General features: G+C 70.1%; 25 protein-coding genes. 10 read left to right on the top strand and 15 right to left on the bottom strand.

Translation table 11 applies throughout. The features are described 5' to 3' along the window. Window positions 1-74 precede the first annotated feature (74 nt). Window positions 75-845, top strand: a complete 771-nt coding sequence (locus tag ABTX24_RS20875; protein WP_350842275.1) for a GntR family transcriptional regulator — start codon at window positions 75-77, stop codon at window positions 843-845. Window positions 846-858: 13 nt separating this feature from the next. On the opposite strand, the gene ABTX24_RS20870 is transcribed toward ABTX24_RS20875, so the two are convergent. Next, window positions 859-1,209, bottom strand: a complete 351-nt coding sequence (locus tag ABTX24_RS20870; protein ID WP_160026922.1) for a DUF8819 family protein — start codon at window positions 1,207-1,209, stop codon at window positions 859-861. Between the two features lie 64 nt (window positions 1,210-1,273). On the opposite strand from ABTX24_RS20870, the gene ABTX24_RS20865 reads away from it, so the two are divergent. Next, window positions 1,274-1,531, top strand: a complete 258-nt coding sequence (locus ABTX24_RS20865) for a DUF4031 domain-containing protein (protein WP_350842274.1) — start codon at window positions 1,274-1,276, stop codon at window positions 1,529-1,531. 42 nt (window positions 1,532-1,573) lie between these two features. On the opposite strand, the gene ABTX24_RS20860 is transcribed toward ABTX24_RS20865, so the two are convergent. The 8 genes from ABTX24_RS20860 to ABTX24_RS20825 all read right to left on the bottom strand — a co-directional run bounded on the left by ABTX24_RS20860 (window position 1,574) and on the right by ABTX24_RS20825 (window position 8,252). Then, window positions 1,574-2,815 (bottom strand): MFS transporter, encoded by a 1,242-nt coding sequence (locus tag ABTX24_RS20860; RefSeq protein ID WP_350842272.1) that lies wholly within the window; start codon window positions 2,813-2,815, stop codon window positions 1,574-1,576. A 40-nt stretch (window positions 2,816-2,855) separates the two neighbouring features. Next, complete coding sequence (locus tag ABTX24_RS20855; RefSeq protein ID WP_350842270.1) at window positions 2,856-3,473, bottom strand: HD domain-containing protein; 618 nt, start codon at window positions 3,471-3,473, stop codon at window positions 2,856-2,858. Between the two features lie 17 nt (window positions 3,474-3,490). Further along, window positions 3,491-4,687: a phosphoglycerate dehydrogenase gene (serA, locus tag ABTX24_RS20850; protein WP_350842268.1), complete on the bottom strand. Its 1,197-nt coding sequence runs from the start codon at window positions 4,685-4,687 to the stop codon at window positions 3,491-3,493. 74 nt (window positions 4,688-4,761) lie between these two features. After that, on the bottom strand, window positions 4,762-5,613 hold the full coding sequence (locus ABTX24_RS20845) for a L,D-transpeptidase family protein (RefSeq protein ID WP_350842266.1): 852 nt from the start codon (window positions 5,611-5,613) through the stop codon (window positions 4,762-4,764). Window positions 5,614-5,751: 138 nt separating this feature from the next. Further along, window positions 5,752-6,408, bottom strand: coding sequence for an exonuclease domain-containing protein (locus ABTX24_RS20840; RefSeq protein ID WP_350842264.1), 657 nt, complete (start codon window positions 6,406-6,408; stop codon window positions 5,752-5,754). A gap of 57 nt (window positions 6,409-6,465) precedes the next feature. Then, window positions 6,466-6,885, bottom strand: a complete 420-nt coding sequence (locus ABTX24_RS20835) for a hypothetical protein (RefSeq protein ID WP_350842262.1) — start codon at window positions 6,883-6,885, stop codon at window positions 6,466-6,468. Between the two features lie 37 nt (window positions 6,886-6,922). After that, a complete protein-coding gene (locus ABTX24_RS20830; RefSeq protein WP_160026936.1) occupies window positions 6,923-7,219 on the bottom strand; it encodes a DUF2087 domain-containing protein in 297 nt (98 codons plus the stop codon). Window positions 7,220-7,223: 4 nt separating this feature from the next. Next, on the bottom strand, window positions 7,224-8,252 hold the full coding sequence (locus ABTX24_RS20825; RefSeq protein WP_350842260.1) for a TIGR01777 family oxidoreductase: 1,029 nt from the start codon (window positions 8,250-8,252) through the stop codon (window positions 7,224-7,226). Window positions 8,253-8,343: 91 nt separating this feature from the next. On the opposite strand from ABTX24_RS20825, the gene ABTX24_RS20820 reads away from it, so the two are divergent. Both ABTX24_RS20820 and ABTX24_RS20815 read left to right on the top strand, forming a co-directional pair. Next, window positions 8,344-8,973, top strand: coding sequence for a hypothetical protein (locus ABTX24_RS20820; protein ID WP_350842259.1), 630 nt, complete (start codon window positions 8,344-8,346; stop codon window positions 8,971-8,973). Next, window positions 8,970-9,593 (top strand): TetR/AcrR family transcriptional regulator, encoded by a 624-nt coding sequence (locus ABTX24_RS20815; protein ID WP_350842257.1) that lies wholly within the window; start codon window positions 8,970-8,972, stop codon window positions 9,591-9,593. The genes ABTX24_RS20820 and ABTX24_RS20815 overlap by 4 nt, the downstream gene beginning before the upstream one ends. A gap of 6 nt (window positions 9,594-9,599) precedes the next feature. Here ABTX24_RS20815 and ABTX24_RS20810 read toward each other — a convergent pair whose 3' ends face one another. The 3 genes from ABTX24_RS20810 to ABTX24_RS20800 form a co-directional block, all read right to left on the bottom strand. Then, entirely contained in the window at window positions 9,600-10,841 is a 1,242-nt protein-coding gene (locus ABTX24_RS20810) for an HNH endonuclease signature motif containing protein (RefSeq protein ID WP_350842255.1), read from the bottom strand. A gap of 416 nt (window positions 10,842-11,257) precedes the next feature. Beyond that, the gene (locus ABTX24_RS20805) at window positions 11,258-12,160 is read right to left on the bottom strand and encodes an aminoglycoside phosphotransferase family protein (RefSeq protein WP_350842254.1); all 903 of its coding nucleotides are present in this window, start codon (window positions 12,158-12,160) and stop codon (window positions 11,258-11,260) included. Window positions 12,161-12,213: 53 nt separating this feature from the next. Beyond that, window positions 12,214-12,510 carry a DUF1905 domain-containing protein gene (locus tag ABTX24_RS20800; protein ID WP_160026948.1) on the bottom strand — a complete coding sequence of 99 codons (297 nt, stop codon included), beginning with the start codon at window positions 12,508-12,510 and terminating at the stop codon, window positions 12,214-12,216. A 74-nt stretch (window positions 12,511-12,584) separates the two neighbouring features. Here ABTX24_RS20800 and ABTX24_RS20795 point away from each other — a divergent pair, with 74 nt between their 5' ends. From ABTX24_RS20795 to ABTX24_RS20785, 3 genes are read left to right on the top strand one after another with little or no spacing between them, the layout of a single operon-like run. Further along, on the top strand, window positions 12,585-13,049 hold the full coding sequence (locus tag ABTX24_RS20795; protein ID WP_350842252.1) for a pyridoxamine 5'-phosphate oxidase family protein: 465 nt from the start codon (window positions 12,585-12,587) through the stop codon (window positions 13,047-13,049). Next, window positions 13,039-13,692, top strand: a complete 654-nt coding sequence (locus tag ABTX24_RS20790; protein WP_350842250.1) for a hypothetical protein — start codon at window positions 13,039-13,041, stop codon at window positions 13,690-13,692. The genes ABTX24_RS20795 and ABTX24_RS20790 overlap by 11 nt, the downstream gene beginning before the upstream one ends. Window positions 13,693-13,734: 42 nt before the next feature. Continuing rightward, window positions 13,735-13,992, top strand: coding sequence for a hypothetical protein (locus tag ABTX24_RS20785; RefSeq protein WP_160026954.1), 258 nt, complete (start codon window positions 13,735-13,737; stop codon window positions 13,990-13,992). Window positions 13,993-13,995: 3 nt separating this feature from the next. Here ABTX24_RS20785 and ABTX24_RS20780 read toward each other — a convergent pair whose 3' ends face one another. The 3 genes from ABTX24_RS20780 to ABTX24_RS20770 all read right to left on the bottom strand — a co-directional run bounded on the left by ABTX24_RS20780 (window position 13,996) and on the right by ABTX24_RS20770 (window position 22,407). Beyond that, window positions 13,996-18,645: a family 78 glycoside hydrolase catalytic domain gene (locus ABTX24_RS20780; RefSeq protein WP_350842249.1), complete on the bottom strand. Its 4,650-nt coding sequence runs from the start codon at window positions 18,643-18,645 to the stop codon at window positions 13,996-13,998. Between the two features lie 108 nt (window positions 18,646-18,753). Next, on the bottom strand, window positions 18,754-20,403 hold the full coding sequence (locus tag ABTX24_RS20775) for a DNA repair helicase XPB (protein ID WP_160026956.1): 1,650 nt from the start codon (window positions 20,401-20,403) through the stop codon (window positions 18,754-18,756). A 9-nt stretch (window positions 20,404-20,412) separates the two neighbouring features. Beyond that, on the bottom strand, window positions 20,413-22,407 hold the full coding sequence (locus tag ABTX24_RS20770; RefSeq protein WP_350842246.1) for a helicase-associated domain-containing protein: 1,995 nt from the start codon (window positions 22,405-22,407) through the stop codon (window positions 20,413-20,415). Between the two features lie 282 nt (window positions 22,408-22,689). Between ABTX24_RS20770 and ABTX24_RS20765 the strand changes: the two genes are divergently transcribed. The 3 genes from ABTX24_RS20765 to ABTX24_RS20755 are packed head-to-tail and all read left to right on the top strand — an operon-like array spanning window position 22,690 to window position 26,631. Beyond that, complete coding sequence (locus ABTX24_RS20765; protein WP_141795102.1) at window positions 22,690-23,517, top strand: PP2C family protein-serine/threonine phosphatase; 828 nt, start codon at window positions 22,690-22,692, stop codon at window positions 23,515-23,517. Further along, entirely contained in the window at window positions 23,514-25,433 is a 1,920-nt protein-coding gene (locus tag ABTX24_RS20760) for an FHA domain-containing protein (protein ID WP_350842244.1), read from the top strand. Before ABTX24_RS20765 ends, ABTX24_RS20760 begins: the two co-directional genes overlap by 4 nt. 46 nt (window positions 25,434-25,479) lie before the next feature. Beyond that, complete coding sequence (locus tag ABTX24_RS20755; protein ID WP_350842242.1) at window positions 25,480-26,631, top strand: RDD family protein; 1,152 nt, start codon at window positions 25,480-25,482, stop codon at window positions 26,629-26,631. Window positions 26,632-26,765: the final 134 nt, after the last annotated feature.

Genomic DNA, 26,765 nt, shown 5'->3' with positions numbered 1-26,765 from the left:
CGTGATCGAACACGTGTTCTACTCAAATCAGACATTCTTATTTCGTTGCAGCTGGTCTGCCTCATCTCGCTGCAATGTCACAACTTGACGAAACTCCGGACGTACGCGAGGTGTACACCTACGCTCTGCTCATGGTCCGGTCGGTCGAGGGAGAGCGGTCGCTCAAGCACGTCCAGATCCGTGAGTACGTCAGGGAGCTGGTCATCGGCGAAAGCCCTGGTGCCTCCGCGCCCTCCGAGCGCGAGCTGGTCCAGAAGTTCAGCGTCGCCCGAGCCACCGTGCGGCAGGCGCTCGACGCGCTCGTCGCCGACGGTCTGCTGGTCCGGATCCCGGGCCGGGGCACCTTCGTGGCGCGTCCGCCGCGGGCGGCGAGTCCGGTGCTCGGGTTCAGCGAGGAGATGGCTCGCCGGGGGATGCAGGCATCCTCCGAGACGCTGCTGCTCGGCCGGGAGAAGGCCGGGCCCACCATCGCCCGCGCGCTGAACATCAAGGAGGGCGCCGCCGTCGTCCACTGGCGGCGTCTGCGCCGCGGTGACGGGGTGCCGATCTGCATCGAGGACGTCTATCTCGACGAGGCGATCGTGCCGGGGATGCTCGAGCGGACCGCGCCGACCAGTCTCTACGCCGAGCTGGCCAGTCGCCAGATGCGGCCGTCCTGGGTCGACGACACGTTCCGTGCCGATGTGGCCAACATCGAGGAGGCCACCCTGCTCGGCCTCTCGGTCGGTGTCCCCGTGCTCCGCAGGCAGCGGAAGTCGGTCGCGGGGGACCGCTATGTCGAGGTGTGTCGCTCGGTCTACCGTGCCGACCGCTACGCGCTGCACCTACAGCTCGGCCCGTCCTGACCTGCTGAGCTGGTCAGAGATCGCCGAGCGGCGCGACCACGTCGCCGCTCTCCTCGCAGACCCAGATCGGGTCCGGACCTCCCAGGTCGGGAGTGATGTGGAGCGAGTGCACCGGCGACTCCGGCGGACACGTCGTGCACACCGGCCAGCGCGCGGAGGCCTCGCCGTCGAAGAGCAGGTCCTGCACGTCCTGGGCGACCAGGCCGGCGACGTACGCCTTGCCCTCCGGCCACTGCTCCACCCACCAGCCGCGCTCGGTCATCGCGTCCTCGAGAGCGGAGACGGCTGCCGCACCGGCGAGTCCGCGGGCATCGAGGTCATGGAGCACCCTCGCCCGAGCCTCGAACAGCACTGTCGTGTTCATCAGGACCCATTCTTGCCGACCGGTCAAGGCTGTGGCCTCAGGATGGACACGGTAAGAATGGCCCGTGATCCTCATCGACCCGCCGAACGTACCCAGTCGCGGCCGGATGTGGTCTCACCTCGCCAGTGACACCTCCTACGAGGAGCTGCACGCCTTCGCCAGCCGGATGGGCATCCCCGCCCGAGGCTTCGACCGGGACCACTACGACGTACCCGCCGAGGTCTACGACGACATGGTCGCCGCGGGGGCGGTCGAGGTCACCTCTCGGGTCTTGGTCGCTGCGCTCATCGCCGCCGGCCTACGCCGTCGCAAACCTCGCTAGCCCGAGGCGTCACGTACGTCGGCCGAGAGGGCACCACGGTGACTACTCGGCCGGCGCGGCCGACTTCTCGCCCGGCGGGAGTGACGCCTCGGCGGGGGTGGACATCCGTCGCGTGGTGAGCCAGATGGCCGCCGCGATGAGCAGGCCCAGGCCGCCGCCGAGGATGAAGCCGCCCTGCCAGCCGATCAGGTCGATGGCGAACCCGGCGGTGGGGGCGCCGACGGCGCTGCCGAGGGTGATGGCCGAGCCGTGCCAGCCCATCACCTCGCCGCGTACGGTCGAGGGGACGCTGCTGGTGATCGCCTCGAGCGCGGCGGTCAGGGTCGGTGCGCAGAAGAAGCCGCTGAGCAGGAGCAGGACGGCGAAGGAGATCGGGTCCCAGGCGAACGCGGTCAGCACCGTCGTCGCACCCAGCAGGACGAGCATCACCGCGGTGGAGGGGTGGCTGTTGAGGGCGCCGTAGATGAGTGCGCCGAGCAGCGATCCGAGCGCCCAGATCGCCATGACGATCCCGAGCAGGGCGGTGCGGTCGAAGTCGCGCATCGCGGCCACGGTGCCGAGGTCCTCGGCGATGAGGATGAGCGAGGCGGTGAAGGTGCCGGCGAGCAGGAGCGTGACGCCCGGGTTCACCCACGAGGGGAGCCCGAAGCGGCGCTTCGGAACGGCGTCGCTCGGGACGGCGTCGCTCGGAAGGGTCGGCTCGCCCTCGGTGATCACCGGGTTGAACAGCCACAGCACGACGGCCGCGGCGATCCCGAGCCACTGGATCAGCAGCATCGCCCAGGCCGTGCCGAAGTAGCTGGCGCCGAGCACGCCGATCACCGGACCGACCATGAAGCCCAGCTCGGTCATCATCGCATCGGCGCTCAGCGCCGCGGTGCGCTGCCCGGGACCGACCGAACGGATCATCACCTGGCGTACGACCGAGAAGGACGGGACCGTGAAGAGCCCGGCGACGGCGACCAGCGCGAGCAGCGGGAGGTAGCCCACCCAAGGAGCGATCGACCAGGCGATCGGGAGTACGGCCAGCGGCAGCAGGAGCGTACGCCGCAGGCCGAGTCGGTCGAGGAGCCGGCCGAGCCAGGGAGCGGAGATCGCCATCGCGATCGCGAGCACCGTCGAGACCAGGCCCGCCTCGGCGTAGGAGCGATCCAGCGGGCCGACCACGTGGAGGGTCACGATGACCGAGGACGCCGGCATCGGGATCCGCAGGAACAGGCCCAGCACGAGGATGCGGCGCACGTCGGGGATCCGCCACAGGTCGGCGTACGTCTGGAAGCTCACCGATGAATTCTGTCACCGGAAAGCGGTTCTTTACGAATTGTTATCGATCGCGTGACAGGTATGTGTCCAGGGTCTCCATCTCGGCCGAGATGTTGGCCCGCGCGGCGGCCTCCCAGCTGATTCTCGCGAAGGGTGTCGAGAAGAGCGACTCCTTCTCCAGCAGCCGCTCGAGGACCTGGGCGCGACCGACGCGAAACTCCTCGTCGGAGAGGTGCTGGTACTCCTCGCGGACGGTCGCGGCGTACTCCGCATAGCGCTCCGCCGGCGCTGCCAGGATCGCCAGATCGGCATCGGAGAGCACCCGGCCGCTGTGGTCGTCGGGGGCGGGATCGTGGGTCTCGGTCAGCCGCACCAGCCGGGCGACCTCGGCCACGGCGTCTTCCTCCAGGTAGGCGCCCAGCGCGTCCTCGGCCCAGGCGGCCGAACGCTCCTCGGCGTCCCGCTCCCCGTCGTAGACGGAGTCGTGGAAGAACGCCGCCAGGGTGACCGTCAGCGGGTCGAAGCGCTCTCCCTCCGCCCGCAGCTCCTCGATCCGGTCCAGCACCTCGGTGAGGTGCCGGCGGTCGTGATAGCGGCGGGTCGGTTCGTCGTACGCTGCCAGGACGTCTTCGAGAAGGTCGGTCGCCTCTGGCAGCGGCCAATGTTGCGGGAGCTCCATGAGCCAGAACGCTAGCGTCAGGCGTGGTAGGCGCGCACCCACCTGGTGTGCGGGTTGGCTGTGATCTTCTCCAGCGTCGTCGCAGGTACGTTGGTCACGTCGGTGACCACGAAGCCGGTCTCACCGGCGGTGGCGAGGTACTGGCCGGTCACGTTGACACCCTCGGCGGCGAGCAGCGCGTTGAGCTCGGCGAGTACGCCCGGGACGCTGTCGTGCAGCAGCGCCAGGCGCGCACCGGCGGCCAGCGGCGGCGGCTGGACGGCCGGCAGGTTGACGCTCAGGGCGGTCGACCCGGCGCGGATGAAGTCGCGCAGCTTGCCGGAGACGAACCAGCCGATCTCCTCCTGGGCCTCCTGCGTCGAGCCGCCGACGTGCGGGGTCAGGATGACGTTGTCGAGACCCTGCAGCGGGCTCTCGAAGGCGTCGCCCTGGGCCTTGGGCTCGATCGGGAAGACATCGAGCGCGGCGCCGGCGATGTGGCCGGACTCGATGTGCTTGCGCAGCGCGTCGTTGTCGACCAGGAAGCCGCGCGCGGCGTTGATGAACAGCGAACGCGGCTTCATCTTCGCGAACTGCTCCTCGCCGAACATGCCCAGGTTGCCCGGGCGTCCGTCGATGTGGATGGAGACCACGTCGGCCTCCTCCAGGAGCGCGTCGAGGGACTTCATCCGGCGCGCGTTGCCGTGGGCCAGCCGGTCGGCGATGTCGTAGAAGATGACGTACATCCCCAGCGCCTCGGCGATGTTGGAGAGCTGAGTGCCGATGTTGCCGTAGCCCACGATGCCCAACGTGCGGCCGCGGATCTCGTGGGAGCCCTTCGCGGACTTGTCCCAGACGCCGGCGTGCATCTTCTCGGTCTTCTCCGGCAGCCGTCGCGCCAGGGAGATGATGTAGCCGATGACCAGCTCGACGACCGAGCGGGTGTTGGAGTAGGGGGCGTTGAAGACGGCCACGCCGCGCTCGGCGGCTCCGGCCAGGTCGACCTGGTTGGTGCCGATGCAGAAGCAGCCGATCGCCTTGAGGTCGGTGGCCGCGTCGAGCACGCGCGGGGTGATGTGGGTGTTGGACCGGATGCCGAGCAGCGTCACGCCCGGGAGGTCGGCCACCAGCTCGTCCTCGGAGAGAGACTTGCTGCGCAGCTCGACCTCGAAGCCGGCCTTCTCGAGGTTCTCGACAGCGACAGGATGGATGTTCTCCAGGAGCAGCGCCTTCATGGCTCAAGCCTAAGACGCGGGACGTACGCCTCCTCAATCCTGCCCGAGGGCCGGACGGCCGCGCGCGGCGGTTCTCAGGACCAGTAGATGACCACGCCGTCGCCGATGTTGACCTGGTCGTAGAGCGAGGTGATGGCGCCGTTGTCGCGCACGTTCACGCAGCCGTGGGAGGCGCCGTTGTAGCCGTTGGCGGCGAAGTCGGGGGAGTAGTGGACCGCCTGGCCGCCGGAGAAGAACATCGCGAACGGCATCGGGGTCTTGTAGATGGAGGAGACGTGGTCGCGGCTCTTGGCGAAGACCGAGAACTGGCCCTCACGGGTGGGCAGCTCCTGTGAGCCGAACCGCACCTCGACGCTCAGCTGTACGGTCCCGCCGACGACCCAGCGCAGCACCGAGGTGGACTTGTCGATGCACATCACCCGGCCGGTCAGGCAGCGCGGGTCGAGCTTGCCGGAGGGCACCGGCGGGGGAGCGTCGATCAGCTCGGCCTCGGTGGGCTCGCGGGTCATCGCATGCAGCCGGTCGAGCGAGGTCTGGTCCACGAAGCCGGTGACCGCGATGCCGCGCTTGCCCTGGAAGCCGGAGACGGCCTCGGTGGTGACGTTGCCGTAGAACCCGGTCACGCCCGCGTTGAACCAGCCGATCTGCTTCAGGCGCGCCTGCAGGTCACGTACGTCGTCACCGCTGTCACCCTTGCCGAAGAGCCGCGGGCCCGAGGTCGGGGACGGCTTCGGCTCGGGCTTCGGCTTCGCGCTGGGCGACGGTGTCGGCGTGGCGCTCGGCGATGGGCTCGCTGAAGAGGAGGGCGCGGCTGACGCGGTCGTCGCCCCGGACCCAGGTGCGGCGGCCGGCTCCACGGAGCAGGCCGCGAACGTCGTTGCCAACAGAGCGGCGAGCGCCCCGGCGACCAATCCCCGGATGACCATCTTCATCGCCTCACTTCGGAGCAGGGCCCTCAAGGTGCTGTTACTCCAAGTAACGCGGGGCCGACGACATGGTGATGTCCGAACCGGGTTCTCCGGTTGCATTTCTGCGGGAAATGTCCCGGATGATGGGACGATCTCTCAGCGAAGCGGTCGCCGGATGCGGCTGAACCAACGGCGTACGGTCCGTTTCAGCCGGTGTCGGGAGGTGTTGCACTCCACCAGCGGCAGGGTGAGACCAACCCGGTCGGCGTCGGCCAGCTCGCGCAGCAGGATCTCCGCGGCGACCCGGGTGTCGTCACCGGCGTCGTGGGCCTTCAGCTGCTCGACCGCGTAGTAGGCCGCGATGGTCGCCAGGGACTTGTCCGGCACCTCCAGCGCGAGCGCCTTGGCGAACCGCATCGTGCACAGCCACTCCAGGACCTCGAGGCGTACGCCGGCACGGTCCGACTCCACGGCCACGAACGTCCAGTCGAACGCGGCGTTGTGGGCCACGAAGACCCGGCCGGCGAGACGCTGGGCGATCGCGGCGGCGACGTCCCGGAAGAGCGGGGCACCGGCGAGGTCGGCGCTGGTCAGGCCGTGCACCTCGACCGGCCCCGGGTCGACGCCGACGCCGGGATTGACCAGCGTCTCCCACTCCGACTCGGCGGTGCCGTCGGCGGCGATCTGGCGGATCGCCACCTGGATCACGCGGTCGCGGTAGGGGTCGAGCCCGGTCGTCTCGACGTCGAGGACCGCGTAGCCCCGGCCATGGCGCCGGGCTTCGCTTCGGCCGCGTGATTCGGTGGTGGTCACAAGGCTGACGGTATCGGTGAGCACCGACAGTCCGAGCCGGTGTCCCCGCGGGTGGAGCTAGCCCGACGCCACGCCCAGGGCCACGATGCCGACGATGAAGAGCAGCAGCACGACCATCAAGAGGACGAATCCGAGGACGCCGGGCTTGCGCTGCTTCTCGTGCCCGATCGCACCCTTGCTGAAGCCGGTCAGCGGCGAGGCGTAGAAGACCGGAACGGTCTGGCCCTCGGCGACGTCGAAGCTCATCGACGCCTTGCCGAACTTCCAGGTCCACTGGGCGTACATGTCGACGTTCCAGCGCCCCGGCGGCACCGGGAAGACGTTCCGGCCGTACTGCGTCGGCATCTGGTGGCCGTTGAGCAGCACCGTCGGCACGATCATGTTCGAGGTCATGTGGCTGCCCTGGATCGTCAGGTCGATCCACCCCACGGGCGGCTGTCCGGGCACTGGCTGGCCCGACTGGTCCGGCATCGTCATGGGCCGAATCATGCCCGACGGGCGAGACCCTTGCCGCTCAGACCTCCACGCTCCCACCGTCGCGCCAGTAGTAGCCGTCCTCGCGCATCATGAACCCCTCTTCGAAGAGGTAGCGGCGCAGCGCGGCGACGTCCTCGTGGAACCGCCCCAGGATCTCGTTGACCTCCCGCTCGGGGTAGACCTTCCCCGGCTCGAAGGCCTGCGCGAGCTGGTTGAGCACCACCAGCTTCTTGACGTGCTTCGAGGGGATGGTCAGCAGCCGGCCGTCCTTGCCGAAGAACCGCCTCAGGGTCTCGGCGTCGTCGGGTCGGGGCTGCCAGGTCGCGCGAGTCACCTTTTCATCGTGGCCGATCCGGCTCGGCGATGCGACTGGTTTCTCTGCTGCGCCCTTCTCTGCGGTTCCTTCTCTGCGGGGTCCGCCGCCGGGCCCGGCTGACCAGGTCATGGGCGGCGGAGGCCCAGTCGGCGTACTCGAACTCGAAGCCCGCCTCGAGCAGCCTCCCCGGTGTGACACGACGGCTCTTGAGGAGCAGCTCGGTGTCCGTACGCAGCACCCACGCTCCGATCTCGGCCATCCAGCGGGCGGCGGGCAAGCCGATCGGCATCCCGGCCTCCGCCCGCAGCGTGCGCATCAGGTCGCGTTGGGGCAGTGGTCCTGGCGCTGCCAGATTCACCGGCCCTGCGATGTCGTCGCGCCCGATGAGCAGATCGCAGGCGCGTACGAAGTCGGCCTCATGGATCCAGGAGACGAACTGGTCGCCCCCTGCGACCGGCCCGCCGAGACCGAGGCGCGCCATGGTGAGGAGTACGTCGAGAACGCCGCCCTCGTCGGGGCTCATCACCATCGCCGAGCGGAGCGCCACCTTGCGGGTGTGCGGTGTCGCCGCCGCGGCCTGCTCGGCCTCCCAGCTCTTGGCGATCCTCGTGGAGAACTCCCAGTAGGCCGGGGTGTCGGGTTCGCTGCCGCCGATGATGCCGGTCGCCTCGTCGTTGGGCGCGTCGAAGCGGTGGGCGTAGATCGTTGCGGTGCTCATCTGCAGCCAGGTGCTCGGTGGGTTGGCCGCCCTCGCGATCGCCTCGCCGACGACCCGGGCCGACTCGACGCGCGAGTCCATCATCTGCTTCAAGTTGGCATCGGTGTAGCGACAGCTGACCGTCCGGCCCGCGAGGTTCACCACCACGTCCGCGCCGTCGATCTCCTCGACCCAAGGACCGATCGTCCGGCCGTCCCAGACCTGATGACGTACGCCTTCCTCCAGCTGTTCCGGGCGGCGCGAGAGCACCATGACCTCATGTCCTCGCGTGCTCCAAGCACGCCGCAGGATGCTTCCGACCTGGCCGGTTCCGCCGGGGATGACGATCTTCATGTGGTGACTGTAGATCCAATTTGAGCGATCGCTCAAGAGTTGCGCTACCTTGAATTTGAGCAATCGCTCAAATCGGTTGAAGGAGGCGTACGTGGTGGGTCTGGTGCGGATCTTTTTCGGAGCGTTCCTCCGAGCATGGTTGTTCGGCGTGGTGCTCGGGTTGGTGCTGGGCGGTGCTCTCGGGAGCCTTCTCATGCCTGTCCTGGGGGCGGTCCTCGGCGGAGTGATCGGCGGAGTGATCGGCGCCGTCATGGGTGCGATGACCGGGTTGCCGTTTGCCGTTCTGGTGGCGCCGGTGTCGCTGTTTCGGCGCTCGGCTGTCGTGGATCGGGCGTGGCCGGCGATCGTCGCGGCAGGGCTGACGTTCGTGCTGCTCAGTCAGGTCATGTTCTCGGGGGCGAGCCTGGATGCGTCTTCGGAAGACCTCGCCATCTTCGTCGGCCTGGCTGTCGCTGCCGGTCTGATCGCGGGATTCTTCGGTCGTGCGATCACCCGCCGTGCGCGGATCCGTGGGCTGCGTACGCCTGAAACCTTCGTCTACTTTGCGTTGGCGGGAACGGTGGTGTCGACCGTGCGACTCGTGATGGCGGAAGGATGGATTCATGCCGGGCCGTGGATCGCCCTGCTCGGCGCGTTCGTGGGCTTCATCGGTGGCGGCATACTCGGTCTCGTCCTGATCGGCTACAGCCTGCTCGTCACGAAGGAGCCCGCCGCAGAATGAACCCCACCAAGGCCAAGCTGATGTCGGCGGTCACCGACCTGCTCAAGCAGGAGGGGATCGCCGGTCTCTCGGCGCGGTCGGTCGCCGACCGGGCAGGGGTCAACCAGGCGCTGGTCTTCTACCACTTCGGAACCGTCATGGATCTCGTCGACCAGGCATGCCGAGCGGCGACGGACGAGGCGGCGGAGTCCTACCGGGCAGAGCTCGCGGAGGTGACCTCGCTGGGTGAGCTGCTGGAGCTCGGGCGCGGGCTCCACGAGCGGGAGCGAGCCGCCGGCAACATCACGCTGATGGCTCAGCTCCTGGCCGGTGCGCAGCGCGACGAGACGCTGGCCGAGACAGCGCGCTACGCGTTGGGTCGGTGGAACGACGAGGTCGAGGCCGCCGTCGCTCGCGCCTTGAAGGGAAGCCCGGTCGAGGGTGTGGTGGACGCGCCTGGGCTGTCGCGCGCGATCAGCTCGGCGTTCATCGGACTGCTCATGTACGACGGTGTCGACCGCCCCGGCGCGGATTCGGCCTTCGCCTCGCTCGAGCAGCTCGGCGCGCTCGTCGAGGTCATCGAGGATCTCGGACCGGCGGCCCGGCTCGTCCTTCGCTCTCGGCTCAAAGCCCGCGGCTAGCGCCGTCTACGTTCGTCGCGTGAAGCGGATGTCGCCGTTGGGGAGGCGTTCGTGCAGGTAGGTGGCGTCGTGGGCGCGGTGGTGGTGATGGCTGCAGAGCAGGGCGGCGTTGTCGAGGTCGGTGGCGCCGCCTTGGGCCCATTCGATCCAGTGGTGGGCCTCGGCCCAGGTCCCGGGAATGTCGCAGCCCTCGGCCTCACAGGTCGCTGACCTGAGGAGGAGGGCGCGGCGTTGGGCGGCGGTGAAGAAGCGTTCCTTGCGGCCGAGGTCGAGGACCTCGGACTCACCGCCGAGGACGGCGGGGAGGATGTTCGCGGTGCAGGCCAGCCGCCGGGCTTCGGCGGCGGTGATCGGGCTGCCACCGACGATCTGGGCGATGCCGGCCTCCTTGCGGAGCTGGTCGAGGTCGATGGTCACGATCACCGTGGTCGCATCGCCGCCGTGGATCGGCAACCGGGTCGGGTCGAGGGTCTCCAGCAGCTGGCACAACGCCCGTCCCAGGCGGCGGTCATAGGGCAGGTAGTCGCCGGACTCGGTGCGGACGCCGTCATCGCGACGGGGTGAGGCGAAGGCCTCCAAGGTGGTGGCCAGCCGGTCCGCGGTCGCATCCGGGACCACCGCCGTGATCCGGGTGGTGCCGTCCCCAAGCCGCCGCATCGCGAGGCGGGTCTTCTTCCGCGCGTGGGCCTCCTCGGCCGCCAGCCGTTTCGCCTCTTCCGCCTCGGCGATCTCAGGCGCGATGACGTCGAGGATCCGGCGCCCCAGGCGACGCAGCTGGGTGGGGTCGAACCGGGTCGCGTAGGCGACCAGGGCCTGTTCGGCCTTGGTCTTGATCTCTGGGTCGAGGTCGGTCGGCAGGTCGTCGAGGGCGTTCACGATGACGTGGGCTTGGGCCGGGTTGCAGTTCCCGGCCCGCATCGCGGCCCCAACCAGCCCATACGAGCGGTCCAGTGCCTCGGCGAGCCGGAGGTCGGCGCGCAGGGTCTCGGGGCGCTGGTGGGTGTGGTGATGCAACCACGCCGCGACATCCCGCGCCGCGGACTCGGCGGCCACATCCTCTGCGGTGGCGAGCACCCGCAGCTCGAGCTCGGCCAGCTGCGCCTTCGCGTGGGCGATCTCGAGCAGGGTGGTGGCCTTCTGGTCGGTGACCATGAACGAGGGGTTCGCCTGAGCAACTGCGTCGAGCGAGGCGGTGACCGCGACCACCGCCCCCAGCACAGGGTGCTGGGGCTGTTGCAGCGTGGTCATCGAACCGGTCACCTCCCGACGTACGAACTCTCCACACCCGCTGGCACGGGTGTGTGTTGGTTCGCTGGTCTCGGAGGCCCGGAGTACGGGCTATTACTTACCCTCGCAGCTCAGCGTGCACGCCCCTGGTTCCCCTGGATTACCCCACCTCCGTTGTGTCTCGGGTGGATGGGGCACGCCTCTTTCGAGGTGGTCGGCCTTCACGTTTACGCCTGCGCCGAGCCTACCACACAAGACCAAGCCAAGCCATGGGAAAAGCGGACAAACGCAATCAGGGACAGGTATCCCAAACCCAAATCCAGACCGCTGCTGGAAGCCCGCAAGACACCCGAATGGCACCCAACCCAGACCCCCTGCTTCTAAATCTCCCAACCCAATCCCGGTATTGGCCCCACCCACGCTGGAAGGCAAACCATTCAGCCCCCCAGAGCAGCCCTAGCCATCACAAGCCGGTCGGCGCAGCGTACGGGCATGGTCTGCCAGTAGTAGGGAAAGGTCATCACGGCGATGAAGAGCGCCCAGCCGCGACTGCGCAGCCAGGTGGCGTCGTCGAGGTCGAGAAGCGTGCGGAACTCGTCGCGGCCGGCGGCGTCGAGGAGCTCCCAGGCGCAGATCAGATCGACGGTGGGGTCGCCGACGGAGAGGGCGCCGAAGTCGAGTACGGCAGTGAGGCGGCCGTCGCGGGCGAGGAGGTTCTCGGCGAGCAGGTCGCCGTGGAGCCAGTGCGTCCCGGTCTCCGCCGGGGGCAGGGCCATCACCTCGTCCCAGACCGCCTCGACCGCGTCCAGGTCGAGCTCGAGATCGGCGAGTTCGCGACACTCCTTGAGGCGGAACCGGACGTCGGAGTCGAAGCCGGCGATCGGCTCGCCGCGATACCAGCGCAGCTCGGGGTCGGCGAGCGCCTCCTGGGGCACCTCGGTCCGGCGGAGCCCGGTCACGACCGAGGCCAGGTCCGCGGCGGTGACGTCACTCGCGCCGGGGGCAGGCTTCTCGCCATCGAGCCAGCGCACGACGCTCCAGTTCTCGGGATAGCCGAAGCCCGGCTCGCCGACCGTCACCACCTCGGGCGTGGCCACGGCGAGGTTGGCCGCGAAGCCGGGCAGCCAGCGCGCCTCCTGCGTGATCGCAGCGGATCCGCGGGGCTGGCGGGGGAGGCGTACGAGATGCTCCTCGCCCAGTCGGAAGAGCCGGTTGGTCGACCCGGTCGAGTCCAGAGGGCGGAGGGGAAGCTCTGCGTACGCGGCGAGATCCCGCCTCAGCAGGGACCGCACCAGGTCCGCATCGATCATCAGCTCGTCGTCGTGCATTCGGGCGCTCATCGTGGCCGAGCCAACCATGCCGGCGGCTGGCTCGCGCGGGATTTTCGCGAAGGTCAGACGAGGGTGATCGAGACGAGCGCACGGTCGCCGACCTGGAGGTCCTCGCGGCGGCGTACGTCCTTCTTGATCGGCAGCGCATAGCCTTCCTGGCCTGGGAAGACCGACGTCCTCCAGGTGGTCGTGCCGATCCGGGCCTCGACCCTGACCGACCCGAAGCCGCGCGGCGGGCCGGTCGCGATCGATGCCTCGCGGATCTCCTCGGTGACCTCGGGTGGCGCGGTCACGAAGATCCAGGCATCGGTCTCGTCCTTCCACGGCCACAGATCGGCCTCGAACTCCCAGGTTTCCATGTGCCCATTCTTCCCCCACAGCCTCATCCGGAAACCGCTACTCCGCCGGGACGACCGCGGATTAGGGTGCGGCCATGGCTGCCGACCCTCGCTCCCTCGCCCAGAGACTCTCCGACACCCGCGCCCGTCTGGAGAACGACATCGACCTGTGGATCGCCTCCGCGCATGACGACCAGCCGTGGCTCGTGCCGATCTCGTTCGTGTGGTGGGAGGGCGAGATCTGGATCGCGAGCATGGGTGGTGCGCGCACCCAGCGCAACCTGTCCGCGTCCCCGGTCGTACGCCTGGCGCTCGGCGAGCTGCGCGACGTCGTGATCATCGACGGTCGCGCGGAGGTCGAGCCGATGGAGCGTACGCCGAAGCGGGTCCTGGAGATCTACGCCGAGAAGCAGGGCGGCGACCCGAGCAGGTGGGCGGACAGCCTGATCCGTGTCCGGCCGACGAAGGTCCAGGCGTGGCGAGAAGAGAACGAGCTCGAGGGACGCCACCTGATGCGGAACGGCCGTTGGCTGGACGAGGGTGGGTCCGATGGAAGCTGAGATCCCGCTGACCGAGGACACCTTCCGGGCGCTCGCCCGATCGTCGCCGTGGCGCTTCTCCGCGCTGCACTTCACCTGGCGGACGCGGGGCGACGGCGACGTCGAGTGCTGGTTGCGGAGACCTGGCTGGCTCCGAGTGCGCGACGCCAGCGGGGATCGCGTGGAGAGGGGCGAGGCTCCGGTGTTCGATCCGGAGCCGGTCCTGCGCGCCGACGGTCTCGTGGAGAGCCGGTCGCGGGCCTACACCCACGACATCGACGACCCGATGTGGAACAACTACCTCTTCGTGTCGATGCTCGATCCCGAGGAGCTCTCCGCCGACGTCGTGCTGAGCGACCTGCGCTCGGCGGAGCGAGCAGGCCGGCAGACCTGGTGGGCGAGGGCGGTGCCCGGGGACGAGTACGAGCCGCGGTGCGGGTGTTGTCCGCTGCTGTGGTCCTGGGTCTCCGACCGCGACGAGTACGGCGACGGTGACCCGGGCTGGGAGCCGTCCCCGGGGACGGTCTACCCCGAGGCGTACGACATCGCGCTGGACCTGGCGACCGGGGTCCTCGTGCAGCTGACCCCGGTCGGAGGCTCACGGCCCGATCTCGGCTTCGAGACCACGATCCATGACGCAGAACTGTCGGTGGTCTCTGTTTAAGTGGTGGTGAGGACGACATCCGATCCAGACGGAGGAGATGTCATGACCATCAGCACGACCATCGATGAGGAGATCGAGCGGCTCGAGGAGGAGCTCGGCGAGCGGCCTGCCTGTGAGTGCAAGTGCGGCAGCCCGGACAGCGACGCGGAGCCTTGTGGCGAGGTGGCGGCATACGCGGTGACCGTGCTCTGTCCCGACGACCGCTGCACCCACACCTATCTGTTGTGCCGGGAGTGCCGGGATCAATGGGTGCAGAACTGTCCACCACCTCACCAGCTGCGCGTCGTTGCGCTCGGGTGAGGCTCATGCCGCCGGCACCACCCACACGTCGGCGACCGACGGGTCGTAGTCGGCGCCGGTGTCCCGGAACCGGATCCGCACCGAGCCGTCAGCGGTCATCGCCGAGGGCTCGACCAGGAACTGGTGGGTCATCGTGCCCTGCCCGCCGCTGGTGCGGGTCAGGTCGACGCTGTGTGCGACCTGACCGTCGAGCTCGACGTCGTAGGTCTTGCGCCGCGCGCCGTCGAACGTCTCGACGATGCGGACCACGAACGATCCATCCGTCGGCACCGCGGCGTCGAACTCGAACCAGCCGCCCGGGTAGGAGGAGTGCGTGTAGCGGCGGGTCAGCCCGGCCTCCTGATTGGTCCCCGACCGCTCGGAGGCGGTCAGTCCATGCGCTGTCTCCGAGGTCGCCTCGCCGAGGTCGACATGATCGGTCGACGACGACGGTGGAGTCGCGAGTCCGACGGTCACGGTGGCCGCCGCCTGCTCCGCCGGCGTCGCTCCGGTTGCCACGGTCAGGGAGGCCGGGCCGGCCACGACCGTCCGCGGCACGACGACCACGACGTCCACATCGGCGTCCTGACCGGCCGGGATCTCGTAGCCCACCGGCTCCGCGGACCAGCCGGTGGGACCGGTCAGTGACAGCTCGCCGCGCTGGGTGACGTCGCTGCGGTTGTGCAGTGTGGCGGTGATGGTCGCGGTCTGTCCGCCGTCGACCGATGCCGGGGCACTCGATGTCGCGGTGATCTGCACGCCGGGCCCGACCATCAGGGTTCCTCCCACCGGGAGCCTGGCGGTGCCACCCGAGCGGCTGTAGGACAGCTCACCGCTGAGCTCCGCGGGACCCACGGCCGCATCCTCCGGCACCGTGACCTCATAGGCGTGCTCGATCTGTCCGCCGGCGGGCACGGTGCCGGCGGGCGCGCCGACCGCCTCGGCGGTCCATCCGTCCGGCACCTCGAGCGACGAGGTCACCTCCTGCAGCGACTGCTTGCCCGAGTTGTCGACCCGCACCGACACCTCGACGACATCGCCGGGGAGGACCTCCTCGTCGGGCACCTGCAGGACGGCGACGGCTCCGACCAGCCGGGCCGAAGCGCGCGAGAGACTCTTCTCGATCGCCGTGAGCCGATCACGCAGACCTGCCGCGGTCGCCTCGGTGAGGGTGCCGTTCTCGGCGTACATCTGGACGGCGCGGTCGAGGTACGCGGCCGCTGCGAGGGAATGGTGGACCGCCTCGGCGATCCGCTCCTCCTCGGCGTCACCAGCGGCGAGCTCCCACGCATCGTCGATCTGGCCGCGCAGCAACGCGGTCCGCTTCTTGAGGTCGCGCTTGGCGGCACTGCCCGCCGGGCCGGCGAGGTCGAGGGAGGAGACCTTCGCGGCTGTCGCGGCAGCCTCCGCCCGAGCCGCGCCGAGGTCCCCGAGGGCGGGAGCGACCGCGAAGCTGTAGTCGCCGGATCCGACCTCGAGGACGACCACGTCCTCGTCCTCACGCACGAACTCGACGTCGGACGAGTCCTCGATCGGCGAGCCGCCCTCGGTGACCGCCCACCGGTTGGCGGCGGGGATCCGCACCTCGGCGGTCGTGTTGGCCGGGACGGTCACGTCGAGGGTCATCGGCCCGTCGTGGGTCGCCCAGGCGCTGCGTACGGTGCCGTACGGGGTCTGCAGGCTGTAGTCGACGTCGTCGACACCGTCTCCGGGCTCGGGGGCGATCGTGATCTTGCGGTAGCCGGGCTCGGCGGCCGAGACGCCGGCCATGGTGCGATACATCCACTCGCCGACGGCGCCGTAGGCGTAGTGGTTGAAGGAGTTCATCCCCACGTCGTTGAACGTGCCGTCCGGGTTGATCGAGTTCCAGCGCTCCCAGATCGTGGTGGCACCCTTGCCGATCTCATAACCCCACGACGGGTAGTCCTCGTGCTGCAGCAGCCGGTAGGCGATGTCGGTGCGTCCGGCCTTGGTCAGCGCGGGGAGCAGCCCGTCGACGCCGAGGAACCCGGTCGAGAGGTGGTAGTCACGCCGCTCGAGCGTCTGCACGAACTGCTCGTAGACCGCCTCGCGCCGGTCCGCGGGCTCGAGGTCGTTGGTCAGGGTGAGGATGTACGCCGTCTGGCTGTCGCCCTTGACGGACCCGTCGGCGGCGATGAACGCCTGCTGGTACGCAGCCCGGATGGCCTCGTAGCGCGCCTGGTAGGCAGCGGCGTCGGCGTCCTTGCCGATCGCCTTCGCCATCTGTGCGAACTCCCGGGTGCTCTTCGCGACGAAGGCGGTGTCCAGGACGTCCGCGGGTGTCGGGTCGTCGAGGTTGAGCCAGTCCAGGTAGCCGCCGGCGGACCGGATGTGCCCGGTCGAGTCGGCGTCGAGGAAGTCGACGTAGCGCTTCATCATGTCGTAGTTCTCGGTGATGACGCCGGTGTCGCCGTAAGCCTGCCACAGCGTCCAGGGCACGTGCACCCCCGCGTCCATCCAGCCGGCCGACTCGTAGCCGCCGTCGAAGCGGCCCGGGACGACCGGGGCCACGCCGGGGAGCGATCCGTTGGGTCGCTGGGTGTCACGCAGGTCCTGCAGCCACTTGGTCAGGAACGACTCGGAGTCCATGTTGTAGACCGCCGTCCGGGCGAACACGTTGATGTCGCCGGTCCAGCCCATCCGCTCGTCGCGCGCCGGGGTGTCGGTCGGGATGGAGAGGAAGTTGCCGCGCATTCCCCACACGATGTTGCTCTGCAGCTGGTCGACCAGGTCCGAGCTGGTGTCCAGCGTGCTGGCCAGGTCGCCGTCGGTCCCGACCACGACACCCACGATGTCGGAGGCGTCTGGCGCCTCGTCCAGCCCGGAGATCTCGACGTAGCGGAAGCCGTGGAAGGTGAAGGACGGCTCGTACGTCTCGGGCTCGTCCGACCCGAAGGTGTAGGTGTCGGTGGCCTTCGCGCTGCGGAGGTTGGCGGTGTAGAGGGTGCCGTCCGGGTTGAGCACCTCGCCGTGGCGGATCGTGACCGTTCGGCCCTTCTCGCCCTGCAGGGTGAGACGGACGTGACCGACCATGTTCTGGCCGAGGTCGTAGAGGTAGACACCCTCGGTCGGGGAGTCGATCCGCTTCGCGGTGTCGAGCTCTTCGGTGACGCGTACGTCGACGGCCGTCTGGGGCTCGAGCACGTCGGTCGGCTCGTCCCTGACGGCGACGGCGGCCCAGTCCTGGTCGTCATATCCGGTCCGGTCCCAGCCTTCGACCTCCGTTGCGCGGCGGGCGTCGTACCACTCGCCGTCGAGGAGATCGGCCTCGCGAGTCGGTCCGCCGGTGGTGCGCCAGGTGTCGTCGGTGCGTACGACCTCGCTGGTGCCGTCGGAGTAGTCGACGACGAGCTCTGCGATCACGGAGTTGTCGGTGCCGTAGACGTCGGTGCCGAACATCGCGACCTTGCCGGAGTACCAGCCGGGTGCGACCTCGGCCCCGAAGACGTTCGAGCCGGAGCGCACCAGCTCGGTCACGTCGTAGGTCTGGTAGTCGATGCGCTTGTCGTACGCCGTCCAGCCGGGTGCCAGCTCGGCGTCGCCGACCCGCTCGCCGTTGAGGCGCAGCTCGTAGACACCGCGTGCCGAGGCGTAGACGCGGGCGCGGGTGATGCTCTTCTCGCCCAGGTCGACCTCCTTGCGCAGCAGCGGCACCGCGTCGTCGCCGCGCAGCCACGCCTCGCCGCCGGCGTTGTCGACCCGGAGCCCGTCGGCGGTGACGGTTCCGGCGGTGAAGGTGCGGTCGCCGGTCGGGAAGTCGGTGTCCACGAGGGTGGTGCCACCGGCGCTGGTGACGGTCACGTCGTGGACCAGCCCGTGCTCGGCGCCGTTGGTGCGGAAGCCCATGACGCCAGGCCCGGCGAAGGTGGCATCGGTGCGCTGGTCGAGCTGCTGGCCGTCGATCGTGGTCGTGATCGTGTCGCCCGCGACGGTGATCGCGTAGTCGTGCTCGGCGGCGAAGTCGAAGCCGCTCGGGACCGGCTTCGCGGGAAGCACGGAGTAGCCGCCGTTGCGCTTCACGTGCGGACGGAGCGCGTCGTCGGACTCGCTGAACTGCCACATGTAGGCGTTCTCGGTGTTCTCGCCACGGAAGTAGACGCCCAGGGCTCCGCCGATGTCGGAGGCGGTGAACTCGATCGTGTAGTCGGTCCACTCCGCGCCCAGCTCGGGAGTCTCCGCGCCGATCCAGTCCGCGGTCCACGCCTCCTTGCCCAGGCCGGTGGTGAACGTCGCCGGCTCGCTCCAGGCGGAGGCGACGCCGTCGTCGTCCCAGACCCGCACCGACCACACGTAGTCGGTGCGAGGCTTCAGCGCCGGCCCGGCGTACCGGACGTCGACGGACTGCCCGGACCTCACCTTCCGGCTGTCCCACACATCGGGGGAGCTGAGCCGTCGCTCCGAGGACGCGACCCGGATCTGGTACGCCGTCTGGGTCACGCCGCGGCGGTCGGAGTCGAGCTGCCACCCGAGCGTGGGGGCGGTCGTCGCGATGCCGAGAGGATCGGCCAGCGCATTCGTACGCAACTCTCCGACGACAGGGACGGAGCCCCCGTCTTCGGTCGATGGAACGGCGCTGGCGGCGAGTGGGGGCAGTGCGGGGGAGAGGACGACGGCGAGGGTGGCCGTGACCAGCCCGGCGATGTGTCGGCGCACGCGGACTCCTGGGGTCGAGGAATTGAAACGCTTCACCGAGTATGGCGTGCGTCACATTCCACGTGCAGCGACTTGGCCGCATCCGGCCACGGCCAACGATTCAACCGGTCAGGACGTGAGGTCACCGAGGGAGTCGGCGTCGACGATCCGGTAGGCGTAGCCCTGCTCGGCCAGGAATCGCTGGCGGTTCTGGGCGAAGTCGGCGTCGACGGTGTCGCGGGAGACGATCGTGTAGAAGTGCGCGGTCTTGTTGCCGTCGCCGGGGCGCAGCAGCCGGCCGAGCCGTTGCGCCTCCTCCTGGCGCGAGCCGTAGGCCCCGGAGACCTGGATCGCGACCTCGGCCGAGGGCAGGTCGATGGAGAAGTTGGCGACCTTGGAGACGACCAGCAGGTCGATCTCGCCGGAGCGGAAGGCGTCGAAGAGCCGCTGGCGCTCCTTGACCGACGTCTTGCCCTCGATCACCGGGGCGTCGAGAGAGGCGGCGATCTCGTCGAGCTGCTCGAGGTACTGCCCGATCACGAGCGTCGGCTTGCCGGCGTGGGAGGCGACGATCTCCTTGACCACGTCGATCTTGTGGTGGGTGCACGACGCGATCCGGTAGCGCTCGTCGGGCTCGGCGGTGGCGTAGACGAGACGTTCGCCGGCAGGCAGCGTCACCCGCACCTCGACGCAGTCTGCCGGCGCGATCCAGCCCTGCGCCTCGATGTCCTTCCAAGGAGCGTCGTAGCGCTTGGGGCCGATCAGGGAGAACACGTCACCCTCGCGCCCGTCCTCGCGCACCAGCGTGGCGGTCAGGCCGAGCCGGCGGCGGGCCTGCAGGTCGGCGGTCATCCGGAAGATCGGGGCGGGAAGAAGGTGCACCTCGTCGTAGACGACCAGCCCCCAGTCGCGGGCGTCGAGCAGCTCCAGATGGGGATAGGCACCCTTCCGGCGCATGGTCAGCACCTGGTAGGTGGCGATCGTGACCGGCCGGATCTCCTTGACCGACCCCGAGTACTCGCCGATCTCGTCCGGGGTCAGCGAGGTGCGGCGTACGAGCTCGTCCTTCCACTGCCGCGCGGAGACGGTGTTGGTGACGAGGATCAGCGTGGTCGCCTGGGCGTGCGCCATGGCGGCGGCGCCGACCAGCGTCTTGCCGGCGCCGCACGGGAGCACGACGACTCCGGAGCCGCCGTGCCAGAACGACTCGGCCGCCTCCGACTGGTAGGGGCGCAGCGTCCAGTCGGTGGTGTCCAGCGCGATCGAGTGCGCCTCGCCGTCGACGTAGCCCGCGTAGTCCTCGGCCGGCCAGCCGAGCTTGAGCAGCGCCTGCTTGAGGTTGCCGCGCTCGGAGGGGTGGACGACGACGGTGTCCTCGTCGAGCCGTTCGCCCAGCATCCCGGCGACCTTCTTCGCCCGGATGACCTCCTCCAGCACCGCCCGGTCGGAGGAGACCAGCACCAGGCCGTTCACCGGGTTCTTCTCCAGACGGAGCCGGCCGTAGCGGGCCATCGTCTCGGCAACATCGACCAGCAGGGAGTGCGGTACGGGATAGCGGGAGAACTCGAGCAGCGTGTCCACCACCTGTTCGGCGTCGTGGCCGGCCGCGCGTGCGTTCCACAGCCCCAACGGCGTCAGCCGGTAGGTGTGGATGTGCTCCGGCGACCGCTCCAGCTCGGCGAACGGCGCGATCGCCTTGCGGCACTCACCTGCCCGGGCATGGTCGACCTCGAGCAGCAGCGTCTTGTCCGACTGGACGATCAGGGGGCCGTCGTTCACCGGACCAGCCTACGGCGAAGTCGGGCGCACACTTCTGATCCGGGACAGCGCGAAGGAACGTACGTCGTCCTCGACCCGGGCCGCGAGAGCGCCGCCGTCGATCCCCAGCGGCTCGACGCGCGCCTCGCCGCCGACGCCGCGGCCGTCGACGTAGGAGATCACGACCTGTTCCCCGGCATCGATGGCCTCGTGGAGGATCGCCATGGTGGAGGCCGGCTCGGCCGGAGCCGGGCGGGCGGCCGCGGTCTCGTCGCCCGCCTTGATCCTGGCCGCCACCGCGGTCGCGCGCGCGGCGAGGTGTGCCTCCTGAGCGCCGGCCGGACGCGCGCCGTTGCGGGCCTTGGCGCGCTTGGCGTCGGGGCGTGCGACGTGGATGGATCCGTCGGGTGCCTCGACGACCGGGGCCAGGCCCAGCTCGCGGAGCCGGGGGAGGAGCGAGTCGAGCGCGACGGTGCTGACGACCACCGTCGGCGCCAGTCGTCGTAGTCCCAGGGACTCGGCGGCCGGGTGGGCCAACAGCTCGGCCAGCGCCGCCTCGTCGTCGCTGCGCAGGTACGCGGCGGCGAACCCGACCCGGACCGTCCCGAACGTACGTGCCGTGTCGTCCACCAGGTAGGTCAGCGCCTGCGGGACCGGGGTGCGGGAGGCGGCGGTGAGGAACGCGTGGATCTCGGTGGCGGTCCAGCCGCGGTCCATGGCTCGACGTACCGACTCCTTGGTGAACCGGTAGACCGTCGCCCCGCCGTGCGACTCGACCGTGGCCACCACGGCCAGGGTGCGTGCCAGCGCGGGCTCCAGCGGCCCCGGTGCGACCGCGGTCAGATCGCCCTGGAGCAGCACGTGGTCGACCGGCTCCGGCAGCAGCCCGGCCAGGGTCGGGACCGGATCCTCGCCCGCCACCAGCTGCCGACCGTACGCAGCCAGCCCGCCGAACGCGGTGAGCCCGAGCGTCTCGGCCTCGGTGAGCGTCCAGTCCACCAGGGCTTCGCGGGACTCGGTGCGGGTGCGCGGCCGGCGCGGTCGCTCCCAGGCGAGGCGGGTGACGACCGCGGCGGGGCCGGTGCCGGCGGCGAGGACCTCGCCGTCCGGCAGGGCGGCGAGCAGGCCCAGGGTCTGCCGCCGCGTCGCCACGGCCGAGGCTCCGGCCAGATCGGGGGCCAGCGCGTTCCAGGTCTTCCCGGCGGGGTCGCGCTGACCGACGAGCCCGGGCAAGCGGGGCGAGGCCAGCCAGGCGCCGGCGACGTGCGACCAGCGGGCCGCCAGGGGCTGTTGGAGCCACTGGTCGAAGAGCTCGGTCGGCATCCAGGCCGGATCGCCCTCCTCGTCGGCGCCCAGCGCGAGCAGCCCCGCGGCCCAGGCGACCTCGATCAGCAGCGCCGCGGTGGGCTCGGTGACATGGAGCCGCTCGGCCGTCGTCTTCAGGTCCCGGACCGTCAGACCCGCTCCGCCGCGCAGCGACCGGGGCGGCGTGACGCTCCAGCCGTCGAGGAGCAGCTCGAGGTTGCGTACGAGCTCGAAGGCGGCGCCCGCGGCCGCTCGGTCGACCAGCGTGGATGCCCGCGAGGAGGTCGGCAGGGGTGGTGGGACGTCCACGGGGGCGATCGTCGTCCGCCCACCCCGCAGCGCGAGCCCGACCTCGCCGGGCAGGGTCAGCATGCCGTCGCCCGAGGAGACCAGCAGCCCGTGGGCGATGAGCTCCTCGGCCGGTCCGGCCGCCTCGGCCACGGATACGCCCGGGCGCGCGCGTGAGGAGGAGGCCTGCCCGCCGCCGGCGTCGACGGCCTCCAGCATCGCGCGTGCCTCGGCGGACACGGCCGGCAGGCTGCGTACGACTTCTTCCTGGTCAGCGGCGAACGGCTGCAGCCCGGAGGTGCCGGGCGAGCCCCGCAGCAGGGCGGCGACACCGGTCACCGCGCGCAGGCCGTCGAGGGAGTGCCACACCAGGCAGGTGTCCTCGAGATGAGAAAGTGCTCGTGTCGCGGCGTCCACTTCAGCGTTCACCATGGAAGATAAGTGGGCTTTGGTGGTTTGATTCGCGAGGGCAACGGCATCAAGCACGATCAGCTCGAGATGGTTAAGGTCATCCATCGCGTAGTGCAAGGATGTGCGAGTGGCTGCTCGGGCGGCGAGTTGGCCGGAGTCATGAGGGGACGGCGTGGCGAGATCAGGACGAGCAAGAAGCAGGCGTGAGATGCGCTCTGTGGGCCAAGAGCGCAACTGGTCTGCGAGTGAGCGGAAGCCTGTGTCCATCGGCATCACGCTATCCCGGCAGGCCTAGGGGGCGAGATGTCCAGGAAAGTAGTGATCGCGCACGGGGCCGCGACAGATGTCGGCCAGGTGCGGAAGGTCAACGAGGACTCCCATGTGGCCGAGCCACCGGTCTTCGTCGTGGCGGACGGTATGGGCGGCCACGACGGTGGTGACATCGCCAGCGAGATGGTGATCCAGGAGTTCGCCAAGCTCGGCGGCACCCATTACGTGTCCGAGTCCGGCAGCCAGGCGATGGTCGAGGCCCTCCAGGCCGCACAGGACCGGATCGTGGCCTTCGCGCTCGAGCAGCGCTCGCGCGGGGCCTCGGACTACCAGTCCGGCACCACCTGTGCCGCGGCTCTGATCGCCGACGGCGGAAGCAGCCCGTTGTGGATCCTGCTCAACGTCGGCGACTCGCGGATCTACCGATACTTCGACGGCACGCTGAGCCAGCTCAGCCGCGACCACAGCCTGGTCCAGGAGCTGGTCGACTCGGGGCAGATCACGCGTGAGCAGGCCGAGCACCACCCGGAGCGCAACGTGGTGACCAGGGCGCTGGGCGGGATGGCCCCGGCGGTCCCGGACATCTTCCAGGTGACCCTGCCCGTGGGGGCCCGGCTGATGCTGTGCTCCGACGGCGTGAGCGGGATGATCTCGGATGCTGAGATCGCCGACATCCTCGCGGCGGAGGACACCGACGCCCGCGACACGGCCGAGAAGCTCGTCGCCGCCGCGGTCGAGGCGGGTGGCCGGGACAACGCCACCGCGATCGTGGTCGATGTGATGGGATTGACCGAGGAGAACCCGTATGACTCGGAGCAACAAAGGGTGAGTATGGAGCAGAAGCTAGGAGTGCTGCCATGAGTGAGCAAGGAACCATCGCAAGCACGTCCTACATGCCGGGCACATGGTTCGGCATCATCGGTGAGAGCGCCACGGTGTTGCTCCCGCCCTCGGAGAAGAGCCGTGCGGGCGCGCTGTGGGCGCTCGTCGATGACGGTGCCGGGTTCGACGAGGTGCTCGACGCGCTCGTCGCGACCGGGCTGAGCTCGTTGCCGGGCTTCGTCCTCATCTCCGGGGACGTGACGCCCGACGGCGGCAGCGTACGCACGGTCGTGCGCGGCCCGTCCGTGGTCTCGTTCGAGGCCGGCGAGGGCACCGTCGAGGTCGACGGCTCGTCGTCGAAGACGTGGGTCGAGCGCACTCTCGAGGGTGTCACCAGGATGTCCGTCTCGCTCGGCGAGGAGGGCGCGACCGGTGAGCCGATGACGGCGCTCGGTGGCCTGCTGCGGGTCTCGGGTCTCGAGGTTCCGCCGCCGGTCCCGGAGTCCGCCCAGGACGACTCGCCGGAGAGCCGCGCCGGTTTCGTCGCTGCCCCGGTGGCCGTCGAGGAGGGCCCCGACGAGGGCGTCGATGAGCCTGCCCCGGGTGACCCGCTCACCGATCCTCTTCCCGAGGACAGCTACGCCGACTCCGCCGACGACCTGGACTCCGCCGAGGAGCAGGGTCTCGACGAGGACGAGCCGGTCGCGGCTCCGCCCTCCCTCTCGGTCGTTCCGCCGATCCCGGTCTCGGGTGACCTCCCCGGTCTCGGGGCGGCCGCTGAGTCGGACTCCGGCGCGGAGGCAGACCTCGGCCCGGACTCCGACTTCGACGAGGATGCCGAGGCGGACGAGCCGATCTCGGTCAACCGTGGCGACGAGTCCGGCGAGGCGTCGGCACCGCGCCACGACGACCTGACCGAGCCGACCGAGGCGTTCGAGATGCCGGCCGCCTCCCAGGACGCCGACGACCAGGACTTCCCGGAGCCCGCTTCCGGCGGCTACGAGGACGACTACGCCAGCGACGAGCACGCTGCTGCCGTGGCGTCCTCCTTCGGTCCCTCCGCGGTCTCCCCGGAGCCCGTGTCCGACATGAACGCCGCTCCCGACGCCGAGACCGAGGTCCTTCATGCCGTCGACGAGCAGGCCTACGACGGGCCCGAGTCCTACGACGAGCCTGAGTCCGCCCCGGCGCCCGGCTTCGGCCCGCCGTCGATGCCGCCTCCGCCTCCGCTGACGACGCCTCCTCCGCCTCCGGTGGACGCGCCGCCCGCTCCCTACGAGGAGTCGCGGGCCGAGGGCATGATCGACGCTGTGCCGAGCGACGCCCCGATCGAGGCACCGTCCTTCGACAGCGCTCCTGCCGACGCGCCGGTGACCGAGATCCCTCCGGCACCCCCGGCCCCTCCGGCGTTCCCGGCCCCGCCCGCGCCGCCGGCTCCGCCCGTGGCGCCGATCCCCGAAACCCACGACGAGCCGGTCTGGGAGGAGCCCAACCCCGATGAGGACGACCACGACGGTCTGACCCGCATCGGCGTAGGCGAGGACCTCAACGCCGGTCTCGCCGGCATCCCCGGCCAGCCCGAGGCCCCGAAGGTGACCGCCTACCCGGTCGCCCGCCTGGAGTTCTCCAGCGGCGACCGCGTCGAGGTCGACCGGGTCGTCCTGGTCGGCCGCGCGCCGGAGGCGAGCCGGTTCACGCCCACCGAGCAGCCGATGCTGGTGACCGTGCCGAGCCCGCACCAGGAGATCTCCTCGACCCACTGCGAGATCCGTCCCGGTGCCGGTGTCGACCACGGCGCAGCGGTGGTCACCGACCTCGGCTCGACCAACGGCACCGTGCTGGTCCAGCCTGGTCTCGGCCCGGAGGACCTGCGTCCCGGCGTACCCGTCCAGCTCATGCCGGGTGCTGTCATCGACCTCGGTGACAGTCTGACGATCCGGGTGACCAACCCATGATCGAGCGGCTTTCGCTCATGTCGCCGGCCTCTGTGGAGGCGGCGGCATGAGCGTGGCCGGCCTGCCGGCTCCAACCGTCGAAGCTGCGATCGCGGAGCCGGACCGTCGGTTCTACGCGTTCGCCATCGACCGGGTGATCGCCTGGGCGATCTTCGCCGCGGCCGGGTTCGCCGCCTGGCTGATCTTCTTCCGCAACGACAACCCGCTTGCCGGCGTCGGCCTGATCGCCAGTGTGGTCCTGGGGGTCTGGCTGGTCGGCACCGTGCTCACCGGCTCCGGGGGCAAGACCCCCGGGAAGATGGCCCTCGGGCTCCGTGTGGTCAGCGATGACTCCGGAGCCGCGGGCCGCCCCATCGGCGTCGGCAAGGCGTTCGTACGCCAGGCCCTGCTCGGTCTCTGCACGATCCCGACGCTCGGCATCGGCACCGCCACCTTCGCCTGGGTCGCCGCGATGGACGACCGCGGCCGTCGCCAGGGGTGGCACGACCGCCGTGCAGGCTCGGTCGTGGTCGACGTACGGCCTCCGGCGGTCGTCGAGGCCGAGGAGGAGGCGCCCGCGCCGCGTCGCATCGTCAACCTGACCACCATGCGCCTGAAGCAGGCCGAGGCGACCCCGGAGCGGGCCGAGCGGCCGCAGACCCCCGCCGCGCCGACCCAGAGCCCCGCGGCTCAGGCTCCTGCCGCTCAGGCCGCGGCCGAGGCCCAGGCGGCGCAGACCATCGTGCCGGGAATGGTCCCCCGTCAGGCACCCCCGGCTCCGGTGCCGCCAGCTCCCGCCCCACCGACTCCGGCCCCTCCGGCCCCGCCGTTGGCGCAGCCCGCCCCTCCGCCGCCTCCCGTGCCTGCCCCGCAGCCCGCGGCGACGGCTCGCTGGCGGGTCACGTTCGACACCGGCCAGAGCTTCGTGGTCGAGGGCCTCGCCATCGTCGGTCGCGGCCCCGAGCCGCGTCCGGGCGAGGAGGTCGCCCACCGGGTAGCCCTCTCCTCGAGCGACATGTCCCTGTCCAAGACCCACGCCCAGTTCCAGATCGCGGCCGACGGCACCCTCGTGGTCATGGACCGTGGCTCCACCAACGGCACCACCCTGATCCGCCAGGGCGCCGCACGAGCCCTCGGTGCCCGCCGCCCCGCGGCTCTCATCGACGGCGACAAGGTCAAGTTCGGCGACCGCACCATGGACGTGGTTCGCGAAGCCTGACCCCTCCCGCCGAATCTGCAGTTGTGGCGGGTCGAATCTGTAGTTGTGGGCGACGAAACTCTGGCCAGCAGCGGCGCCTTGCCCTGCTCCTTCAGCCACAGCGCGAGCTTCGCGGCCAGGGTGGTCTTACCGGC

Source organism: Nocardioides sp. NPDC127514 (genome assembly GCF_040302125.1).
Classification (GTDB): domain Bacteria; phylum Actinomycetota; class Actinomycetes; order Propionibacteriales; family Nocardioidaceae; genus Nocardioides.
This window is presented reverse-complemented; position numbering and strand designations above follow the sequence as displayed.

Coding starts and splice junctions, on each gene's coding strand:
- ABTX24_RS20875 (WP_350842275.1), top strand. CDS start 75: ATGTCACAACTTGACGAAACTCCGGACGTACGCGAGGTGTACACCTAC.
- ABTX24_RS20870 (WP_160026922.1), bottom strand. CDS start 1,209: ATGAACACGACAGTGCTGTTCGAGGCTCGGGCGAGGGTGCTCCATGAC.
- ABTX24_RS20855 (WP_350842270.1), bottom strand. CDS start 3,473: ATGGAGCTCCCGCAACATTGGCCGCTGCCAGAGGCGACCGACCTTCTC.
- serA (WP_350842268.1), bottom strand. CDS start 4,687: ATGAAGGCGCTGCTCCTGGAGAACATCCATCCTGTCGCTGTCGAGAAC.
- ABTX24_RS20845 (WP_350842266.1), bottom strand. CDS start 5,613: ATGGTCATCCGGGGATTGGTCGCCGGGGCGCTCGCCGCTCTGTTGGCA.
- ABTX24_RS20835 (WP_350842262.1), bottom strand. CDS start 6,885: ATGACGATGCCGGACCAGTCGGGCCAGCCAGTGCCCGGACAGCCGCCC.
- ABTX24_RS20825 (WP_350842260.1), bottom strand. CDS start 8,252: ATGAAGATCGTCATCCCCGGCGGAACCGGCCAGGTCGGAAGCATCCTG.
- ABTX24_RS20815 (WP_350842257.1), top strand. CDS start 8,970: ATGAACCCCACCAAGGCCAAGCTGATGTCGGCGGTCACCGACCTGCTC.
- ABTX24_RS20810 (WP_350842255.1), bottom strand. CDS start 10,841: ATGACCACGCTGCAACAGCCCCAGCACCCTGTGCTGGGGGCGGTGGTC.
- ABTX24_RS20805 (WP_350842254.1), bottom strand. CDS start 12,160: ATGAGCGCCCGAATGCACGACGACGAGCTGATGATCGATGCGGACCTG.
- ABTX24_RS20800 (WP_160026948.1), bottom strand. CDS start 12,510: ATGGAAACCTGGGAGTTCGAGGCCGATCTGTGGCCGTGGAAGGACGAG.
- ABTX24_RS20795 (WP_350842252.1), top strand. CDS start 12,585: ATGGCTGCCGACCCTCGCTCCCTCGCCCAGAGACTCTCCGACACCCGC.
- ABTX24_RS20790 (WP_350842250.1), top strand. CDS start 13,039: ATGGAAGCTGAGATCCCGCTGACCGAGGACACCTTCCGGGCGCTCGCC.
- ABTX24_RS20785 (WP_160026954.1), top strand. CDS start 13,735: ATGACCATCAGCACGACCATCGATGAGGAGATCGAGCGGCTCGAGGAG.
- ABTX24_RS20770 (WP_350842246.1), bottom strand. CDS start 22,407: ATGGTGAACGCTGAAGTGGACGCCGCGACACGAGCACTTTCTCATCTC.
- ABTX24_RS20765 (WP_141795102.1), top strand. CDS start 22,690: ATGTCCAGGAAAGTAGTGATCGCGCACGGGGCCGCGACAGATGTCGGC.
- ABTX24_RS20760 (WP_350842244.1), top strand. CDS start 23,514: ATGAGTGAGCAAGGAACCATCGCAAGCACGTCCTACATGCCGGGCACA.
- ABTX24_RS20755 (WP_350842242.1), top strand. CDS start 25,480: ATGAGCGTGGCCGGCCTGCCGGCTCCAACCGTCGAAGCTGCGATCGCG.